Here is a 19,255-nt window from a genome sequence, read left to right as displayed (position 1 = left end):
TATCGGGCCGACCACCAAAACGGACGTGGTTCCCTCGTCGAACGATCGGTAGACCGCTGCAGTCGGGTTCCATCGAAAACGCCCGTTTCACTCGAGAAGATCTTTCGTCAGCCGATGACGGTACCGAAACGTGGCTTCGAATCCCACCCACGAGAACGGTGTCGCTGCGGCCACGAGTCGACCGATTCCGGGTGTCGTTCTGTAGGGCAACTCGTACTCGACGTGGTCTCGAACGACGGTCCCGTTGCCCTCGGCGACGAACGTGTGGGTATGCAACCAGTGCTCGAACGGTCCGTGGGCCATTCCGTCGCGAAAGCGGGCGACGCCGCCGTCGCGCTCGCGGTCTACAATCACCGACGTCAGGTACTGTCGCGGCCCGATACCGAAGGGACGCATCGACAGCGAGATTTCGGTCCCGGCCTCGAGGACATCGATATCCGAGTTCCCGTCGGGGCCGATCATTCCCTCGACGCGAAGGCCCGTCCAGTCGGGGGTAAGCGCCTCGAGTCCCCCGATTCGCGAGTGAAACTGCCAGACGTCCTCGAGCGGTGCGTCGACGGTCGTTTGGCGTTCGTACGTTGCCACGAGGGAACTCACGAGCGCCGAGGTGAAAATAGCGTGCTCTCACCAGTTTCGACCCAACACGTCGCGCTCGAGCGAGCGGGCCGATAGTCGAGACGGTCCGTGAAGGATTATTTGAGTCGCTCTTGGAGGAACGACGGGTGTGCCGCAGTGACGCCGTCGATCTCGAGGATATCGTCGGAGATGATCTCGCCGAGGGCGTCGCCGTCGGCAGCGCGCACCTCCGCCATCAGCATGTGATCGCCACTGGAACTGTAGAGGGCTTCGACCTGCTCGAGGGCTTTGAGCGCCTTCGTCGCCTCGACGTAGCGTTCGCTCGCGACGTCGATCCCTACCATCGCGATCGTCTTACTCGAGAGTTTTTTCGGGTCGACGTCCGCGGAGTAGCCGACGATCACGCCCTCTTCCTCGAGTTGGTTGATGTACTTTCGGACCGTCGGCTTCGAAACGTCCGCCCGGGTGGCGATTTCGGCGTACGATGCCTGAGCATCCTCTTCGAGGACCTCGAGGATGCGATCTTCCGTCGCCTGTGTGCTCATAGGGTATCGTTTTGCTCGGACGGGAAAATATCTTTTGTATACGAAAACGTCGACTATCCTGACGGTATGCGGGCTAATGGTCTCACCAGAAACAGATACTGTGCCCGATCGCCGGCGAGTCGGGACCGGGGCACTTATTCGCTCGTTGTCCCCAGACGTGACCACGGCGTATGGTCGACTTCAACCTCATCAGCGGGACGATCTGGCTGGTCTGTGGAATCGTGATTCTCGTCTTGGGATACATCATCGCCTTTCGGGGACGAGCCGATCTCCACGTCGACTACGACGAGTCGGTCGACCCGGCGTACGTCTCGCAATGGGCCGGCGGGACCGCCTTGCTCATGGGGCTGCTCGTCGTCACGTATGCGATCCACCAGATGCTCTACGGCTACAATCCGGCCGCCTTCGGGGCACTCATCGTTACGCTCTTCATTTTGAGCTACGCGACGAAGCGCTTCGCGCGCGGCTGGGGCTATCGCGGGTGAGGGCCGTCGAAGGTGCGTTTGATTCGCCAGCCGGTACACTCAATACGACAGCCAAGAGACACGCACGAAAATGCCACGAACCGATCGCGCATCGACGGTAGTGGTCGTGGTCGTCCTCGCGGTGACGGTCGTCGGTGCCGGTTGCGTCTCCTTTTCTGGCTCCGATCCGCTGGAATCCGAATTTACGGACGACGTCGAGTCGGCTGAGCCACCCGAGACGATGTCGGCTACGCTCGAGGTCGAAATCGAACTCGAGGGCGAGCGAGAGACGATCAGCGAACCCGTCTGGATAGCCGACGACGGAACGAGTCGAATCGGTGATCTCGACGACGGAAGTGACTTCCTCAGAGTCGACGACGGCGATTCGGTCTGGTACTACGACGGGGAAACTGAGACGGCGACGTCCCGTGATTCGAACGCAACTGCGCACACGTATTTCTCGTTCGTCTACGACGAACAGGATCGCTACGCCGAGGAGTACGAGTTGACTGACGTCGAGGAGACGACGAGCGACGGAGACGACGCGTTCCGCGCCGATTTCGATCCGCCGTCGAACGAGACGATCGATCGCTCGATCGGCGTCTCCGTCGGAAACACGGAGTACATCCTCCCATTCGAGACCAGCGACGTCGACGGCACGCACGCGGACAGCGTCGAACTCGTCACTGACGACGAGTACCACTTCCCACTCGAGTATCACGTCCAAGACGACGATCGATCGCTCGAGGTGTCGATCACCTACACGGACGTGACGTTCGACGAGGAACTCGCGGACGACCGGTTCACGTTCGAGCCAAGTAACGCGACAGCCGTGTAGAACGAATAGAATCGCGGAACTGTCGGGTGATCGGGACGTGACGGAAACCCGGGTCGCTATGGAAACCCGGGACGTTACGAAAACTCGAGTCGTCGTCGACTCGAGGGGGGTCGTTACGTGTGTCGCTCGAGGAGGTCGTAGCTTCGCTCCCACTCGGCGTCGTCGTCGAAGTAGCGTTCTGCGAGTGGCTCGTCGGGCATCTCGCCGACGGCTTCTTTCTCTTGCGTGTAGGATGGCCGGTCCTCGTCGACGTAGTAGCGACCGGTGAGGACGGTGCCCTCGTTGAGCACGTCCTCAGTTTCGTGCATCATCTCGGCGGCTTCGCGTCGGTCGGTGACGTCGAAGTCGTAGTCGTCGGACTCCTGGACGTCGATGTAGGGGACGTACTGACGGGCGTCCTTGTTCCACGTCGGACACTGCGTCAGGAAGTCGACGTGGGCGAAGCCGTCGTGTTCGATGGCCTCTTTGATGATCTCCTTCGCCTGATTCGGGTTGACGGCCGCCGTGCGGGCGATGTAGCTCGCACCGGCGTCAAGGGACGTCGAGAGCGGCCGCAGTGGGGTCTTCGCGCTCCCCGAGGGCTGGGTCTTCGACTTGTGGCCCTTAGGGCTCGTCGGCGAGGTCTGGCCCTTCGTCAGGCCGAAGATCTCGTTGTTGAAGACGATGTACGTCATGTCGTGGTTCTCTCGAGCCGTGTGGATCCAGTGGTTGCCACCGATCCCGTAGCCGTCGCCGTCACCGCCAGCGGCGATGACCTCGAGTTCGGGGTTCGCGAGTTTGGCGGCACGGGCCACGGGCAGCGAGCGGCCGTGAATCGTGTGGAAGCCGTACGTGTCGAGGTAGCTGTTCAGCTTGCCCGAACAGCCGATTCCGGTGACGGTCAGGACCTCCTCGGGGGTCTTCCCGACTTCGGGGAGGGCCTGTTTGAGCGACTTCAGAACGCCGAAGTCGCCACAGCCCGGACACCAGGTCGGCTGGGGTTCGACACCAGGGGTGAACTCATCCCGGTCGATCTCTCGTTCTTCGCCGATTGCGTTGAATGCACTCATGATTAGTCACCTGCGACGGGTTCGATTCGTACCTGTGCTGTCGGTTCGCGGTCCTCGTCTGCGAGATTGACTTCGTAGCCCTCGACGATTTCGGCGGGCTCGAAGGGGTTCCCGTTGAACTTGAGCAGGCTGGTCATCTTGTCGCCGAAGCGACCGAGTTCCTTCTGGATCAGCCCGCGGAACTGGGCCGTCGCGTTCATCTCGACGACCATCGCCTCGTCGACGCTCTCTAAGAACTCGGTCACTTCCGTTTCCGCGAAGGGCATCATGTCGGAGACGCTGATTCCCTTTACGGAGTGGCCTTGTTCGTTCAAGCGACCGATGGCTTCTTCGACGGCACCCTGCGAGGAGCCCCACGTGATGATACCGTACTCCGCGTCTTCGTCACCGAAGTACGTCTGCGTGGAGTCGCGCTCCTCGTCGAGTTCCTCGCGGATCTTCTCGAGTTTCTCGAGGCGTCGTTCCATCTGGAAGACGCGGTTGTCCGGATCTTCGCTGATGTGGCCGACCGGCGAGTGCTCGTTCCCGGTCGCGAGGTAGCGTCCGCCTTTCTGACCGGGAATCGATCGCGAGACGACGCCGTCGGTCGCCTCGTTGTAGTCGAAGCGCTTGAACTTCCCGGAGGCGTCGTGTGCGGCCTCCTTCAGTTCTTCTTCGGTCAGCGTCGAGCCGAGGTCCGGCGAGACGTCTCGGTCGAAGAACTCGACGTCGACGTTCTGGTTCTCGCCGGAGAGCTTCTGGTCGTAGATGACGATTGCCGGGATCTGGTAGTCCCAGGCGATGTCGAAGGCCAGTCGCGTCTGCTCGTAGGCCTCCTCGATGTTCCCCGGCGCGAAAACGACGCGCTGGGAGTCGCCCTGGCTCGTGTAGAGGACGTGCTCGAGGTCAGCCTGTTCCGGCTTCGTCGGCATCCCCGTCGAGGGGCCGGCTCGCATCGATTCGATGAGGACGACCGGCGTCTCGGTCATCTCGGCGAGGCCGAGCGGTTCGGACATCAACGCGAAGCCACCGCCCGAGGAACCGGACATGGCCTTCACGCCGGCGTGGCTCGCACCCACCGCGAGCGCGGCCGCGGCGATCTCGTCTTCGACCTGCTCGGAGACGCCGCCCATGTCTGGGAAGTTCTGGCTGAGGATGGTGAACACGTCCGTCCACGGCGTCATCGGATACCCAGCGATGAATCGGCAGCCGGCGTCGATCGCACCGTAGGCGATCGCGTTCGAGCCTGAGAGCAGCGCCTGTTCGGCGTCGTGTTCGCCCGTCGGCGCACGAAGCTCGTGCTCGAAGTCGTACTCATCGTTGACGGTGTCGTAGGCCTCGTGGAGAATCTCGAGGTTCGCCTCTAAGATGTCCCCACCCATGGCGTCTTCCATCAAGTCCTCGATGTGCTCAAGGTCCATGTCGAGCAACGCCGCGGTGACGCCGACGCCGGCGGTGTTTCGCATGACTTCGCGGCCGTGTTCCTTGGCGAGGCCGCGCAGATCCATCGGGAAGACGTGCCAGTCGTTTTCTTCAGCACGTTCCTCGAGGTCGATCTCCTCGATGTCTTCGTCGTCGACGAGCCCTTCGTCGTAGACGATGATGCCACCCTCTCGGAGTTCGTCTAAGTTTTCCGAGAGCGGTTTGATCTCCTCGTTCCCGTAGTAGGCTTCTTCCTGTGGGTTTCGGGCGAACGAGTCGCCCAGCGCGAGCAGGAAGTTGTAGCCGTCGCCACGTGACTGTACCTCGCGTGCTGCAGCTCGGATCTCGACGTACGTGTGGCCGCCGCGAATTCGCGACGGATAGTGCCGATGGGTGAATACGTTGAGCCCCGAGCGCATCAGCGCCTTCGCAAAGTTCTGACTCGTCGAGTCGATCCCGTCACCGGAACCGCCTGCGATTCGCCAGATGAGTTCATCGTCGCTCATAGTAAATCAGTGGCCGGTGGGCCAACCGTACGCAGAAATTTGCCCTACAAAACCTAAAGCCTTTGCTATAGATTGTCATGCATCAATCGTGAAGAATGCACAACCACACACTATAGGGGATTATCGACCATTAACATTGGCGGAATTAGCTAAAGTTGTGTGTGTTTGTGAATGATCGAACAGCGACTCGAGACATCGTCGTCGCTAATTTTGCAATATCGGAAATAGCTATATAATTGATTGGCGACTCGAGTCGCTGCCTCTTGCTCGCTCGAGAGTCTCCCTATTCGTTCGCCGGATTGCTCGGGTGGTAGTCCGTGTCGTACTCGCCCGGCTGGTCGTCGACGCGGTCGGGGTTGAGTCGTCCGGAGAGGAACATGAAGTCGACCAGCGTCAGTGCGAGCATCGCCTCGACGACGGGAACGCCCCGCGGCGGGAGCACGGGGTCGTGACGGCCGATGACTTTCTCTTCTTTCAACTCGCCCGTCTCCCAGTCGGCCGTCTGCTGGCTCTTTGGAATCGACGTCGGCGCGTGAAGCGTGACCTCGCCGTAGATGGGTTCGCCACTCGAGATGCCGCCTTGAATGCCGCCGTGGTCGTTCTCGACGGGAGTTGGGTTCCCTTCCTCGTCGAACTCCCAGTCGTCGTTGCGGTCCTTGCCGGTCCACTCTGCGGCTTCGGCTCCCAGCCCGAACTCGAAGGCCGTCGTCGCCGGAACGGCCATCATTGCCTGCCCCAGCCGGGCCGAGAGCGAGTCGAATCGCGGCGCACCGAGTCCGACGGGGACACCCTGTGCTTCGAAGTAGATGCTCCCGCCGATGGAGTCGCCTTCTTCCTGGTAGTCCGCGATCAACTCCTGCATCTCGTCGGCCGTCTCGGGGTGGGCACAGCGCACGTCGTTTTCCTCGCTGTGCTCGAGTATCTCCTCGAAGCTCACTTCGGGGGCCTCAACGTCGCCGATCTGGTTGACGTGGGCCTTGAGTTCGATTCCCTGCGTCGCGAGGAGCTTCTTCGCGATGGCGCCCGCAGCGACCCAGTTGACCGTCTCTCTGGCCGACGAGCGACCGCCGCCGCCCCAGTTTCGCGTGCCGAACTTCGCGGAGTAGGTGAAGTCGCCGTGGGAGGGTCGAGGAGCCGTAATGAAGGGCTCGTACTTGCCCGATCTCGCGTCCTTGTTCTGGATGACCATCCCGATCGGCGTCCCGGTCGTGTAGCCGTCTTGTACACCCGATTTGATCGAGACGTCGTCGGGTTCGCCGCGACTGGTCGTGATCATCGACTGGCCCGGCTTCCGGCGGTCCAGATCTGCCTGAATGTCCTCCTCCGAGAGCTCGAGACCGGCGGGGCAACCCGAGACGGTACACCCCATCGCCTCGCCGTGGCTCTCACCGAACGTGGTCACCTGAAAGAGGCGACCGAAGCGATTGCCGTTCATTACCTCCTCCTCGGTGGTGGGGACACTTAGCGGTGCAGGGTTCGGTCGTCCGTGCGGTGGCAACTGGCTGCCGACGGTTTCGGTCTCATCCCGGGCGTAATTAACGACGGCACGTGCCGGGCCAACGATCTTTCCAGCGAGTACGGTAACGAACGATATGGATCGGCGATCGCTCCTCGCGTGTCTCAGCTGTTCGACACTCGCAGTATCTGGGTGTCTCTCCGTCAGTGGATCGCCCTCGAGTGACGAGTCGACCGTCGACCTCCCCTCGGATCCCGACGACCCTGTCGCGAGGTCCGTAATCGGGTCGACCGCGGAGTCACCACACCGCGTTCGGGTCTGGAACCTCGACGACGACCGTCACACGGTCGAACTCCGTATCGAATCCGACGACGGAAGCGCCGTGACCGGAACGTACACGCTCGAGTCCGAAGCCCACGTCGCCGTCTTTCTCGGCGACGAAGCCGAGTACGAGGTCTCCGTTGCCGTCGACGACACCGACCTCGAGGCGCCCGATATCGACGCCTCGTCGTTCGACGACCCCTGCCCCGCGACGGAGTTGGTCGTCCTCGGCCCCGACGACCTCGAGGTGACAGAAGAGTCTGACGCCGATCACTGCTGAAAACGTCGCTCTGGGCACGACACGCTCGTCTCCAGATTATCCAGTGCGCCAAAAACGGTAACCAAGGTGTCTACGCGTCTGCTACTCCGACGCGGCCGCTTACGGTAGCTCGAACTCGATCGCCGCTCCCTGACCGAAGCCGACGCACTCGGTCGCAATCCCTCGCTCGACGCCGCGGCGGTTCATCTCGTGGACGAGCGTCACGGGCAGGCGAGCGCCGGAACACCCGAGTGGATGACCGATCGCGATTGCGCCGCCGTTGACGTTCAGTTGATCCTCCGGAATACCGAGTTCCTGCTGGGAGTACAGCGTCTGGCTCGCGAACGCCTCGTTGATCTCGACCAGGCCGTAGTCGTCGATCTCTCGACCCGCACGCTCGAGCAAGCCCTCCGTTGCCGGAACCGGTCCGACACCCATGACCGTCGGATCGACGCCGGCGACGTAGCTCGTGCCGACTTCCGCGAGGACCTCGAGGTCGTGCTCGTCGGCGAATGCCTGGCTGGTCACCAACACGCCCGCTGCCCCGTCGGCGATCTGGGAGGCGTTGCCCGGTGTGACGGTGCCGTCTTCTTTGAAGACGGTCGGCAACTCTGCGAGTTTCTCGGCCGTCGTTCCCGGACGCAGTCCTTCGTCCGTTTCGTGCGTTCCGTCCTCGGTCTCGAGGGGAACGATTTCGTCATCGAATCGGCCTTCCTCGGTCGCTTCGACGGCGCGCTGTTGGCTGCGAGCACCGTACTCGTCTTGTTCTTCGCGCGAGATGCCGTACTTCTCGGCGACCTTTTCGGCCGTGACACCCATCGCGAGGTTCTCCATGCCGTACTCCTCGTCGAGTTTCGGGTGCATCTCGCCGCTCTCGGAGGCTCCCATCTTTACGCGACTCATGCTCTCGACGCCGCCCGCGAAGACGGCCTGCTGGCGGCCTGCAGCGATCGAGTCCGCTGCACCGATGATCGCCTGCGCTGAGGACGCACACTGACGGTCGACCGTCGTCGCCGGAACGCCCTCACCGAGATCCGAAAAGAGCGCGATTTGGCGCGCGATGTTCGTTCGCTGCTCCCCGCGTTGCTGTGCACAGCCCCACATCAGATCGTCGATATCGTCGCCGGAGAGGCCGGTCTCGGCGAGCATCTCGTTGACCAGCGGAATCGAGAGGTCTTCGCTTCGAAACTCCGAGAGCGCGCCGTCTTCTTTCCCCTGAGCCGTCCGAACTGCACTAACGATCACCGGTGTCGTGTCTGCCATTGGCTACCACTTGTTGTCCACGCGTAAATAAATGTGCGAATCGGTAACCAGGTTGCCGGGAACAGTTACGAGTGGAAGGGACAGACGACGGGGGAGAAGGGACGAGCAACGAGAGTGGAAGGGACAAACGGTGAGAGTGGAAGGGACAAACGGCGAGAGTGAAAGAGAGCAGACGGCGAATTATGTTCGCTCGAGTGCGACACCCAGGTCCTCGAGCATGTCGAAAAAGCCGGGGAAGGAAACGTCGACGTGGTCGCCACCCTCGACTGTCGTCTCGCCCTCGGCGACCAAGCCGGCGAGCGCGAGCGACATGATGATCCGGTGATCGTGTCGCCCGCGAACGGTCGCGCCGGAGAGCGTGGAATCGCTCCCGTGGACGGTCAGGGAGTCGCGTTCCTCGGTCGTCTCGACGCCCATTTTACCCAGTTCTTCGGCCATCGCGCTCACGCGGTCGGTTTCCTTGTACCGAACGTGCTCGGCGTTCGTGATCCGCGTGTCGCCGTCGGCCACGGCCCCCAGCGTTGCGATCGTCGGCAGTAAATCGGGCGTATCCTCGACGGAGACCTCGATGCCCGAGAGCGGGGCACTCGAGACCTCGATCGTTCCCGCATCTCGGTCCCACGTCACGTCTGCACCCATCCGGTCGACGATGTCGACGATGGCGGTGTCCCCCTGTGCGCTCGGATTAGCTCCCGTGATCTGCACGCTACTGCCGTCGGCCGCGGCGATCGCACCGGCCGCAAGCGGGTAGGAGATCGAGGAGAAGTCGCCGGGAACGGCGTACTCACCGCTGGTAGCCGCGTAGGATTGGCTGCCCTCGACCGTGAATCCGTCCGTTGTCTTGCGTGCCTCGACGCCGAAATCCGCGAGGACCTCGAGCGTGATATCGACGTACGGCGCGGACTTGAGTTCGGTCTCGAGGACGACGTCGATTCCCTCCTCGGTGACGGCACCGGCCATGAGCAACGCGGTGATGTATTGGGAGGAGACGTCGCCCGGAATCGCGACTTCGCCCCCCGAAATCGGACCCGTCACGACCAGCGGAGCTTGCCCGTTGTCTCGAGTGCTGTACGCCTCGCCGTCGAGATCAGCCACAGCCTCGAGTAGGGGCCCTTGGGGCCTCGAGCGAAGCGATTCGTCACCGGTGAGCACCGACGTGCCCTCCGCGAGCGCGGCCGCAGCGGTGACGAGGCGCATCGTGGTTCCACTGTTGTCGCAGTCGATGACATCCGCGGGGACCGAGGGCCGCCCGTCGAAGCCCTCGACCTCGAGGTTGGCGTCCGCACGTCGCTCGACGGCCCCGCCGAACAGTTCAACGGCGCGGGCGGTTGCCTGCGTGTCCGCACTCCAGAGCGCGTCGTGGACGGTCGTCTCGCTCGCGTATCCCGCCGCGAGAATCGCCCGGTGCGTGTAGCTCTTCGAGGGTGGCGCGCGCGCCTCTCCCTCGAGAGTCGAGGGTGTGATAGTGACGTTCATGGTCGCTCTGTGGAGTGGCCGCCCTATACCGATACCGATCCTCGGAGTGTTTCGACGTAACGGACTGGCCGACTCATCGAGCGAATCGACCCGAAGCGACAGAAGAAGTGACTCGCCGGGATTGAGCAAACCACAACGGTTTGCGATGTTCGGCGACTTCACGATCGATGGAGCGAAGCGACAGAGGAAGTGACTCGCCGGGATTATGTGGGTGCTCGACACACACTCGCGTATGAAGGCAACTATCGACCTCTCCTCGTTGCGAGACTATCTCGAGGCGACCAACCTGGATGGCTACTGTATCGACGCGGACGCGTCGGACTCCGACCAGCGCTACGTTTCGGGCTTTACCGCACCCGATCCCTATCAGACCGTCGTCACTCGCGACGGCGTTCACCTGCTCGTTTCGGGACTCGAGTACGGGCGGGCGAAGACCGAAGCGGCAGCCGACTCGGTGACGCGTCGCTCCGAGTACGACTACCGAGGACTGGTCGCCGAACACGGCCCCTACGAGGCGAAGAGCCGACTGATCACCGCGTTCCTCGAGGACAGAGGCATCGACTCGCTCGCCGTCCCCCGGAGCTTCCCGACCGGGACGGCAGACGGGCTTCGCGAGCAGGGGCTCTCGGTGACGGTCGAACCCGAGGGCATCGTCGAAGACATTCGATCGACGAAAGACGAGTGGGAACTCGAGCAGATCCGTGCAACCCAGCGAGCCAACGAGGCCGCGATGACGACTGCGGAAGAACTGATCGCGACGGCCGACGTGGCCGACAACGGCAATTTGGTCCACGACGGCGAGGTGCTGACCAGCGAGCGCGTCAAGGAGGAAATCGAAGTGACTCTCCTGCGACACGGCTGTGGGCTCGACGATACCATCGTCGCCTGCGGGGCAGACGGCGCGGATCCACACGACCGCGGCAGCGGCCCGCTCGAGGCCGACGAACTCATCGTGATCGATATTTTCCCGCGCGACAAGGAAACGGGCTACTTCGGGGACATGACGCGCACGTTCGCCCGCGGCGACCCCGGTGAAGAAGCGCGCCGGCGCTACGAGGTCACGGAAGACGCGTACGAGGCCGCACTCGAGGCCGTCGAGGCCGGCGTCACCGGCGAAGCCGTCCACGACGTCGCCTGCGACGTGATCGAAGACGCCGGCTACGAGACCCTCCGAAGCGATCCGAGCACCGAAACCGGCTTCATTCACAGCACCGGTCACGGCGTCGGCCTCGACATCCACGAACAGCCGAGTGTCGCCCCCTCAGGCGGCGAACTCGAGCCAGGTCACGTGATCTCGATCGAACCGGGAATCTACGACCCCGCCGTCGGAGGCGTGCGAATCGAGGACCTCGTCGCGGTGACCGAAGACGGCTACGAGAACCTGACCGACTATCGAGTTGGGCTCGAGCCTTCGGGTGACTAGCGATCAGCGCAACCAACTAGCGACCGTCGCAATCGCTGTGAGTGCGCGCGAGCGTGGTTACCCGCACCGTCGGGACAATTTTCGACTGCCGAACAGAACGGCTACGTGTTTCGCTCGACGAAGCGCTCGACGATGCGCTCGCCGCCCTCGAGCCCGCATCGCAACGCGGCGTGGACTCGTCCCTCGCCGACGACCCAATCACCCAGACAGTACAGCCCGGCTTCCTCGGCCCGTCCCAGCGGCTCCCGCGTAACCTCGTCTTCGGGCTGTGCGTACCGCCAGCACTGGTGATCCGTCCAGTCGGGCTCGAGCAACCGATCGTCCTCGAGCAGCGCCGCTGTCAGTTCAGCGAGTTCATCGAGAGTCGCCTCGGGGTCCGCGTCGGCGCGTTTGACCGACCACTCGTGATTCGCCTGCACGATCAACAGCGACTCGCCGTCGGGGACGTGGCCGGGTTTGCACGCCTCTCGGGCGAGCCACCCGATTTCGTGGTCTTTGTCCGTATTCACCAGCGCGTAGTAGGGTCGCTCGAGCGCGAACGGATAGTGAAAGACGCCCGTCCAGATCGTTCGATACGGAACACCGTCGATCGCTTCGGCGAGCGATTCTCGACTGGCGTGGTCCCACTCGGCCGTGCGCACGAGCTCGGCCGTCTGCGGTGCCGGCGGGGTCACCACGATGGCGTCGAACGGACCCCATCGGTTGCCGGATCCGTCCTCGAGTCGCCACGTCCCGTCGCTCGCGTTCCGACTCAGCGTTTCGACCCGAGTCTCGCGATAAATCGTCGCGTCAGTCCGTCCAAAGAGTCGTTTCGCGAGTTGTGTCACCCCCGTCTCGTACGTCCACTTGTGTTCGTCTGCGTCTCGGCCTTCCGACACCTCCCCTGCGCCGTCGAAGGTCCAGATCGGCTCGCTCACGTCGACCAGTCCGTCGGTTTCGAGTGTTTCCGTGAGCAGTTCGTCGACCCGGTCGTCGCCCGATTTGACGTAGTTCGCGCCGTAGTCGTAGCGAACGTCGCCACGGCGTCGCGTCGCTGCACGACCGCCCAGACCCCGGGACTTCTCGAGAACGGTGATCGTCGCGTCCTCGAGTCCGGCGTCGATCGCGTGCGCTGTGCCGGCAGCGGCCGCGCCAGCGCCGACGATGCCGATTCTGGTCATAGTGGATCAGCCTTCGAGGCGGACGCCCAAGTACTGTCGGCCGGTGGACTGATCAGCCCAGGAGTGACGCCACAGTGCTCACAGCTCGTAGGCCATCATCACCTCGTCGACGCACTCGCCGTCGATTTCGTAGTGGTCGCGGCGGATGGCCTCGGTATCCCAGCCGTGGACGGTCAGGAACTCGAGGGCGTGGTCGTTGGTGATCGGGACGCTGTTGTACACTTTCCGGTAGCCGTTGGCTTCGGCCCACTCGATCCCACGTGCGAGTAGCTTCGTGCCGATGCCGTTGCCACGGTAGGCCTCGCGAACGCCCACCGTCTGCTGGGCAGTTCCCTGCATCGGCTCGACCTGTGGCAAGTCGAGGTGCGTCCAGCCGACGACCTCGCCGTCGACGGTCGCGACGAAGAACATCCGCGATTTGACGGCGTTGTGTCTGCTTACGGAGTCTTCGTAGAGCAACTCCTCGGCGATGGTCTCCGCGACGACGTACGTTTCCGCCGCCGTCACGTCCCGAATCGTCTCGATGAGGCCGTCGAAGTCGTCCTGTCGCCCGGGCCGAACGAGGAAGGAGAGGTCGTCGATCTCGTACTCCGTGATCGCCCCGAACTCGAGGGAAATTTGGAGGGTTCCGCCGTCTTCTTCCAGATAACCGTCGGATTTGAGTCCTTCCAGGTGATCTCGGAACTCGTCAGTCGGGAGCGACACGACGTCCAGTAACTTGTGTCGCTTGACGGTTCCGTTCCGTTCGACGTACTCGTAGAGTTGTCTGCTCGCGTCCGACGAAAAGGTCGGTCGCTCGATCGCTCCCATAGCACCAGTACGACGACCACTGGTTTAGAACTTGGGCGTTGCTACCATACCACTGACAGCCGAGCGACGGATGCGGTGACTGAACGCTCTCCTGTAACCGAGCCAATTGCACGGACACTCACGCGAGGCAATCGATCGAACGCCTTTTGCGACGCCGGCCGGTAAGAGCGACCGATGGACGTACTGATCGTCGGTGCGGGGGCGATGGGGACGTGGTTCGGCCGGGCGATAGACGCCTCGGTCACGTTCACCGACGTGGACGCCGACGCCGCAACCGCCGCAGCCGATGCAGTCAGAACCGACGCCGAGACGACCTCTCTCGAGGAGACGGACAGCTACGACGTCGTCTGTCTCGCCGTGCCGATGACTCACGCAACTGACGCGATCGCAACCCACGCCGGGCGAGCGGACGACGCGATCGTCGACGTCTCCGGCGTGATGGGACCGCCACTCGAGGCGATGGCGACGCAGGCCCCCGGCCTCGAACGCGCGAGTCTCCACCCGCTGTTCGCACCCGAGCGCGCACCGGGCTCGATTGCGGTGGTTGCCGACGACGCTGGGCCGACGATCGACGCGCTACTCGCCGACCTCGAGGGCCGCGGAAACGACCTCCTCGAGACGACGGCGGGCGAACACGACGACGCGATGGAATCGGTCCAGGCCGCGACGCACGCCGCCGTGCTCTCGTTCGCGCTGGCCGCCGATCCGGTTCCCGAAGGATTCGAGACGCCGATTTACGACGGTCTTCGAACCTTAGCCGAGCAGGTTACCGACGGCACGCCGCGAGTATACGCCGATATTCAGGACACGTTCGACGGCGCGGACGGTGTCGCAGACGCCGCCGAGGCAATTGCCGAGGCCGAGCCCGCGGAACTCGAGTCGCTCTACGACGAGGCGTCTCGACGGTGGCACTCGTCGGAGTTGGAAGAGACGGATTCGACGGCCACGGCGGACGACGGTGATCGCGTATGAGCGACCAGCGTGAGGCCGTTCGATCGAACGCGAAGTACCTGCGCAACGTTCGGCCGGTCGATCCCGAGGAGATCTGTGAGTACATCGAGGGCAACCCGCACCCGGCCGTCGTTCGCCAACTCCTCCGCGAGGAAGCGCCGAGCCTCGAGTTGCTCGAGCGAGACGACGGGACGTTCGTTCCCGTCGACGACGACCCGGTAGAACCGAATCGCGGGCCCGTCGAGAGGTTCCCCGAAACCTACGAACGCCGACTCGAAGACTTACTCGTCGAGCGCTACGGCGTCGACTGGCACGAGGACGCGACCGGCGACTTGCTCCGCTCGACGATCCGCCGGTTCAAAGCGAGCTACCTCGAGCGCGACCCCGTCGAGTACGACGAGGACGTCGCGGCGGGCTACGCGATCTATCACCTGCCGGGGTACTACGCCGCCGTCCAGTACGCACTCGACGATCTGGCCGAACGCGGGCTCCTCGGGCGCCAGCTCCGCGTGCTCGACATCGGTGCGGGCGTCGGCGGGCCCGCCCTCGGCCTCTGTTCGTACCTCCCCGACGACGCCCTCCTCGAGTACCACGCCGTCGAGCCGAGCGCGGCCGCGGACGTCCTCGACTCGTTGCTCGAGGAGACCGGCCGAAACGTCCACACGACGATCCACCGGTCCACCATCGAGTCGTTCGACCCGGTCGAAGTCGCGGGCGAGCACGGCGGGGGAGGTTCGGACGGCTTCGACCCCTCCGCCCCGGACGACGGCTTCGACCTCATCCTCGCGGCGAACGTGCTGAGCGAACTCGAGGACCCGACCGCCGTCGCGCGCGACGCGCTCGAGTGGCTCGCGCCCGAGGGCACGCTGCTCGCGATGGCTCCCGCCGACAAGAACACGAGCACGCAGTTGCGAGCCGTCGAACGCGAACTCGAGGACGACCGCGTCTGGTCGCCGGCCGAAATGGGAATCGCTGAGGACGGGTCGGGAGAGCGTGGCGAAAGCGACGAGGGCGATCGGTCCGGGGCTGGTGGAACGGACGGCCGCCGCGACGGTGACGCCGACCGCCGCGGACTGGTCACCGTCTACGGCCCCACGGTCAGACTCTGGCCGGGCGAGCGGCCCACCGACCGGGGCTGGTCGTTCGACGCGCGACCGGACCTCGAGGTGCCGTCGTTCCAGCGGAAACTCGATGAGGCGACGCCGGGCGACGACGAGGAACACGCACCTGGCGAGTTCCGCAACGTCGACGTGCAGTTTTCGTCCTCCCTGTTGCGTCTCGACGGAACGCGACGAATCGACGTCGCCCTCGAGACCAGCGACTGGGCGAAGATGGCCGAGATGGAGCGCCACGTCACCAACCGAATCGACATCGCCGCTGCAAAACTCAGCCGCTCGCTGAGCGAGGACGAAAATAGCGGATACGACGCCTCGAGCACGAATCCGCTGTTCAAGATCAGCGACGGTAGCGAGTCGACTGACCATTACGCCGTCCTCACGTCAGAAACGTCGCTCAACCGGCCGCTGCTCGAGGCTGAGTACGGCGAGGTCTGCACGTTCGAACAGATACTCGCGCTCTGGAACGACGACGAGGGGGCGTACAACCTGGTCGTCGACGAGCAGACGATCGTCGACCGAATCGGCTGAGGGAAGCTGATACGGTCGGTACGACGAAACGGTGGGCTTTTCGTCCCAGCCGCCAACTCGAGTGGTATGAGCGACTCCCTCGAGATCCTGTTGACGAACGACGACGGGATCGACAGCACGGGGATCCAGGCGCTCCACGACGCCCTGGGGGCTATCGCAGACGTGACGGTCGTCGCCCCGGCGACGGACCAGAGTGCCTGCGGACGATCGATCTCTCACGAGGTCGACGTCGACGAGCGCGAACTCGGGTACGCGGTCCACGGAACGCCCGCCGACTGCGTCGTCGCGGGAATGGCCGACCTCTGCCCCGATCCCGATCTGGTCGTCGCGGGCTGTAACAAAGGAGCGAACCTCGGCGAGTACGTCCTGGGTCGGTCGGGAACGATCAGCGCCGCCGTCGAAGCTGCCTTCTTCGACGTCCCCGCTATCGCGACCTCGATGTACGTCCCCATCGACGACACGCCCCTCGGCGAGGTCGACCTCGAGCCAGACGCGTACGCGGAAGCCACCCGAATCACGACGTATCTGGCCGAGCACGCACTCGAGGCCGGCGTCTTCGACCACGCGGCCTATCTCAACGTCAACGTGCCCGTTGCCGACGGCGACCCTGCCGCGGTCGAGATCACCGATCCGTCGAAACGCTACGAGATGGACGCCGACCGCGACGGCGGTCGGATTCACATGAAAGACCGTATCTGGGAGTCCATGGACCCCGAGACGATTCCGGATCCAGAGGGGACAGACCGTCGAGCCGTCGCCGAGGGCCGTATCAGTATCTCGCCGTTGACCGCCCCACACTCGACGAACCACCACGACGTGCTCAGCGCACTCGCGGAAACGTATCACGAATCCGTTGGGTCACCGGCGCGCCGACAGTAACGGTTCGATGTGCAGAAGGCACCCACTACCGAACTGATATGTATCGGGATGGTGAAGCGACACGTATGACGAGCGTCGAGATCGAATACTGCGTCTCCTGTGGCTTCCTCGAGCGTGCCGAAGCGCTCCAACACGCGCTGTTATCGACGTTCGGCGAGCAACTCGAGTCGGTGACGCTGCGGACCGGTGCGAACGGGATCTTGGCAGTCCGCGTCGACGACGAACTCGTCTACGAAAAGAGCGAGAGCGCATACGATGTCGACGAAATCGTTCGTCGGGTGCGTGATCGACTATGACTCGAGTCCGAGAGGGCCATCGGAATCGCTTCGGGAATGTGATAACTGACTTGCGGGTCGCAAGGTCGTCGCTATTCGACGACGGTAGCATTACGATAGTCATACCATACTGAGCCGCGATCGGGAGTAGTAAGAAATGGGACAGGAACACGAGGCAAATGCGCGCACACACTGCGAGAAATTTCACCGCTGGTGATCGACAATGGTATTCAAAACACTCTGGACACGTCTTTCGTCGGTCTGGTCGGGCACCTCGGCCGGGCAATCGGGAGACGATAACTCCACAGCAGACGAATCGGACGATTCGAGCGACGAAACACTGAGTTACGCGGAGGAGATCGAATACGGCGTCGACGAACACGACCTTCCAGACGAGGATAAAGTCCTCAGGTTGCTCGTCAAACGCGGCGGTCGCGTCGACCGATCGACCGTCCTTCAGGAGACCGGGTGGGACGACACCTACCTCGAGGAGGTCATCGACACCATGGAAGACGACGGCCAGGTCAGTGCGATCACCGTCGGCCGCAAGCGAGTCGTCTGTCGGCGTGGTTTCGAACCGAAAGGCTATCGCTCACACCTCAACGAGTGAGTCGGCCGTCAATACGTACGCGAGACCGTCGAGAGTACGATTCGTTTCTCCGACTCGAGTAGCGATTGCGCTGACTGGCTCCCTTGGTGAAGTGTCTCGAGCGAGCGCGAGCAGTGTTCTCGTCTCGGAGACAACTCGCGTATCTCAGGTCGCGGAGACAAATCCCAGTCGGGAGTCTCGGTCGATTTGCCGAACGAAGAGGTATGCATATCGACAGGTTCCACGGTCCAAGGACGGGGTTGAATCGATGTGGGCAATCGATGCACCCCCACTCCGGCGTATTAAGGCCCAATTCATTTCTATCGAACAAACCACGATAACGGTATGTTAGAACTCGCACTGTTGTTCTTCGTAATCGCGCTCATCGCCGGTGCACTCGGTGCCGGTGGCGTCGCTGGGTTGAGTATGTCCATCGCAAAGTGGCTCGTCCTGATCTTCCTCGTCCTCGCCATCATCTCGCTGCTGCTGTAGCACTCGAGTGGGCGAGGGAGCGAACGATCGACGCTGCACTCTGGACACGGCAATCAGGGTCGACGTAGCCGGTCGGTCGGTCACAGCGGTCGGAGTAGCGTGCACTGTTCGGCGGTCAGTGAGTCCCCTCTCAGCTAAACCGATAGCTAGCTGACGGCCTCCAACACGGTAGATCGACGTCGGGACTCGAGCTAGCTGTACGCACAGGTCGACGACTGGCGCTCGAGCGAGAGATCGGTTCGACAGAGGACGCCATCGACGAACAGTCGGCCATCACTCGTGACCGTCACTTCGTGATCGGCAACGTCGAATCGAAACGTCCACGTTCCGGTGTCACAGGCCGCCAGTTCGCTCAATATCGTCGGGTTGATGTACTCGTAGAGGGTGTATTCGACCTCCTCTAATTCGAGTCGGTCGGCCTCGGCGAGTGCCTCGACGATGTCGATGATAATCTGTTCCTCGTGGTCCAGTGAGCCACCATGTCGACGCGCATGCGACGTCATCGGCAGACACCTCCAATCGATACTCGCCGTTCGTCCTCTCGATTCGCCAGGCCGTCGAGTCCCCAACCTCCCCACTCGATTGCGGCGACGTCGCGTTCCGTCGATCGGACTCGAGTGACCATCATCAACCACTCGTAGGGCTGTAAACGCTCTGGAGGGCATACTGTCGGTTGCTGTCGTGAGACGGGCCGTCGTGGCACGTCCACCCCCGCGTACCCGACTCCACGCCCACAGCCCAGAAACTGACTGGTCATCGTTACAGAAACGTCGACTATCGGACCAATATTAACTAAGTAGTCACTACAGGGAGTCGATTCCTCGCTTGTAAACGAGTACGTCGTCCCTGACACAATTTACCGGGGGTAGACTTATA

Annotated in this window: 20 protein-coding genes; 10 read left to right on the top strand and 10 right to left on the bottom strand. The window is 63.0% G+C overall.

Annotated features, from left to right (window positions below):
* Positions 1-87: 87 nt before the first annotated feature.
* Both BLW62_RS03315 and lrpA1 read right to left on the bottom strand, forming a co-directional pair.
* A complete protein-coding gene (locus tag BLW62_RS03315) occupies positions 88-585 on the bottom strand; it encodes an SRPBCC family protein (protein WP_090506398.1) in 498 nt (165 codons plus the stop codon).
* Positions 586-692: 107 nt separating this feature from the next.
* Positions 693-1,121, bottom strand: a complete 429-nt coding sequence (gene lrpA1, locus BLW62_RS03310) for an HTH-type transcriptional regulator LrpA1 (protein WP_090505131.1) — start codon at positions 1,119-1,121, stop codon at positions 693-695.
* A gap of 170 nt (positions 1,122-1,291) precedes the next feature.
* Here lrpA1 and BLW62_RS03305 point away from each other — a divergent pair, with 170 nt between their 5' ends.
* On the top strand, positions 1,292-1,606 hold the full coding sequence (locus tag BLW62_RS03305) for a hypothetical protein (RefSeq protein ID WP_090505129.1): 315 nt from the start codon (positions 1,292-1,294) through the stop codon (positions 1,604-1,606).
* Between the two features lie 70 nt (positions 1,607-1,676).
* Complete coding sequence (locus BLW62_RS03300; RefSeq protein ID WP_090505126.1) at positions 1,677-2,423, top strand: LolA family protein; 747 nt, start codon at positions 1,677-1,679, stop codon at positions 2,421-2,423.
* 113 nt (positions 2,424-2,536) lie between these two features.
* On the opposite strand, the gene BLW62_RS03295 is transcribed toward BLW62_RS03300, so the two are convergent.
* The 3 genes from BLW62_RS03295 to aroC all read right to left on the bottom strand — a co-directional run bounded on the left by BLW62_RS03295 (position 2,537) and on the right by aroC (position 6,814).
* On the bottom strand, positions 2,537-3,472 hold the full coding sequence (locus BLW62_RS03295; protein WP_090505123.1) for a thiamine pyrophosphate-dependent enzyme: 936 nt from the start codon (positions 3,470-3,472) through the stop codon (positions 2,537-2,539).
* A gap of 2 nt (positions 3,473-3,474) precedes the next feature.
* Entirely contained in the window at positions 3,475-5,379 is a 1,905-nt protein-coding gene (locus tag BLW62_RS03290; protein WP_090505120.1) for a 2-oxoacid:acceptor oxidoreductase subunit alpha, read from the bottom strand.
* A 283-nt stretch (positions 5,380-5,662) separates the two neighbouring features.
* On the bottom strand, positions 5,663-6,814 hold the full coding sequence (aroC, locus tag BLW62_RS03285) for a chorismate synthase (RefSeq protein WP_090505117.1): 1,152 nt from the start codon (positions 6,812-6,814) through the stop codon (positions 5,663-5,665).
* Positions 6,815-6,971: 157 nt separating this feature from the next.
* On the opposite strand from aroC, the gene BLW62_RS03280 reads away from it, so the two are divergent.
* Positions 6,972-7,436 (top strand): Ig-like domain-containing protein, encoded by a 465-nt coding sequence (locus tag BLW62_RS03280; RefSeq protein ID WP_090505114.1) that lies wholly within the window; start codon positions 6,972-6,974, stop codon positions 7,434-7,436.
* A gap of 99 nt (positions 7,437-7,535) precedes the next feature.
* Here the strand turns inward: BLW62_RS03280 and BLW62_RS03275 are convergent, their stop codons facing one another.
* Both BLW62_RS03275 and aroA read right to left on the bottom strand, forming a co-directional pair.
* Positions 7,536-8,678, bottom strand: a complete 1,143-nt coding sequence (locus BLW62_RS03275) for a thiolase family protein (RefSeq protein ID WP_090505112.1) — start codon at positions 8,676-8,678, stop codon at positions 7,536-7,538.
* Positions 8,679-8,858: 180 nt separating this feature from the next.
* Entirely contained in the window at positions 8,859-10,154 is a 1,296-nt protein-coding gene (gene aroA / locus BLW62_RS03270; RefSeq protein ID WP_090505109.1) for a 3-phosphoshikimate 1-carboxyvinyltransferase, read from the bottom strand.
* 232 nt (positions 10,155-10,386) lie between these two features.
* On the opposite strand from aroA, the gene BLW62_RS03265 reads away from it, so the two are divergent.
* Entirely contained in the window at positions 10,387-11,577 is a 1,191-nt protein-coding gene (locus BLW62_RS03265) for a M24 family metallopeptidase (RefSeq protein WP_090505106.1), read from the top strand.
* A 101-nt stretch (positions 11,578-11,678) separates the two neighbouring features.
* Here the strand turns inward: BLW62_RS03265 and BLW62_RS03260 are convergent, their stop codons facing one another.
* Complete coding sequence (locus BLW62_RS03260; protein ID WP_090505102.1) at positions 11,679-12,737, bottom strand: NAD(P)/FAD-dependent oxidoreductase; 1,059 nt, start codon at positions 12,735-12,737, stop codon at positions 11,679-11,681.
* Between the two features lie 78 nt (positions 12,738-12,815).
* Positions 12,816-13,547 (bottom strand): GNAT family N-acetyltransferase, encoded by a 732-nt coding sequence (locus BLW62_RS03255; protein ID WP_090505099.1) that lies wholly within the window; start codon positions 13,545-13,547, stop codon positions 12,816-12,818.
* 174 nt (positions 13,548-13,721) lie between these two features.
* Here BLW62_RS03255 and BLW62_RS03250 point away from each other — a divergent pair, with 174 nt between their 5' ends.
* The 6 genes from BLW62_RS03250 to BLW62_RS03220 all read left to right on the top strand — a co-directional run bounded on the left by BLW62_RS03250 (position 13,722) and on the right by BLW62_RS03220 (position 18,379).
* Positions 13,722-14,519 (top strand): prephenate dehydrogenase/arogenate dehydrogenase family protein, encoded by a 798-nt coding sequence (locus tag BLW62_RS03250; protein WP_090505096.1) that lies wholly within the window; start codon positions 13,722-13,724, stop codon positions 14,517-14,519.
* Positions 14,516-16,144: a small ribosomal subunit Rsm22 family protein gene (locus tag BLW62_RS03245; RefSeq protein WP_090505093.1), complete on the top strand. Its 1,629-nt coding sequence runs from the start codon at positions 14,516-14,518 to the stop codon at positions 16,142-16,144. Before BLW62_RS03250 ends, BLW62_RS03245 begins: the two co-directional genes overlap by 4 nt.
* Before the next feature lie 66 nt (positions 16,145-16,210).
* Positions 16,211-17,023: a 5'/3'-nucleotidase SurE gene (surE, locus tag BLW62_RS03240; RefSeq protein ID WP_090505090.1), complete on the top strand. Its 813-nt coding sequence runs from the start codon at positions 16,211-16,213 to the stop codon at positions 17,021-17,023.
* Positions 17,024-17,088: 65 nt separating this feature from the next.
* Positions 17,089-17,319 (top strand): Rdx family protein, encoded by a 231-nt coding sequence (locus BLW62_RS03235; RefSeq protein WP_090506397.1) that lies wholly within the window; start codon positions 17,089-17,091, stop codon positions 17,317-17,319.
* Positions 17,320-17,521: 202 nt separating this feature from the next.
* Positions 17,522-17,908, top strand: coding sequence for a helix-turn-helix transcriptional regulator (locus BLW62_RS03230; protein WP_090505086.1), 387 nt, complete (start codon positions 17,522-17,524; stop codon positions 17,906-17,908).
* Between the two features lie 324 nt (positions 17,909-18,232).
* Complete coding sequence (locus tag BLW62_RS03220) at positions 18,233-18,379, top strand: DUF1328 family protein (protein ID WP_076578873.1); 147 nt, start codon at positions 18,233-18,235, stop codon at positions 18,377-18,379.
* A gap of 191 nt (positions 18,380-18,570) precedes the next feature.
* Here the strand turns inward: BLW62_RS03220 and BLW62_RS03215 are convergent, their stop codons facing one another.
* Entirely contained in the window at positions 18,571-18,882 is a 312-nt protein-coding gene (locus tag BLW62_RS03215) for a HalOD1 output domain-containing protein (RefSeq protein WP_090505080.1), read from the bottom strand.
* Between the last annotated feature and the right edge of the window lie 373 nt (positions 18,883-19,255).

It is taken from the genome of Natronorubrum sediminis, from assembly GCF_900108095.1.
Classification (GTDB): Archaea; Halobacteriota; Halobacteria; order Halobacteriales; family Natrialbaceae; genus Natronorubrum; species Natronorubrum sediminis.
Note: the sequence above shows the minus strand (reverse complement) of the source record. Positions and strands in the feature narration are given on the sequence as shown.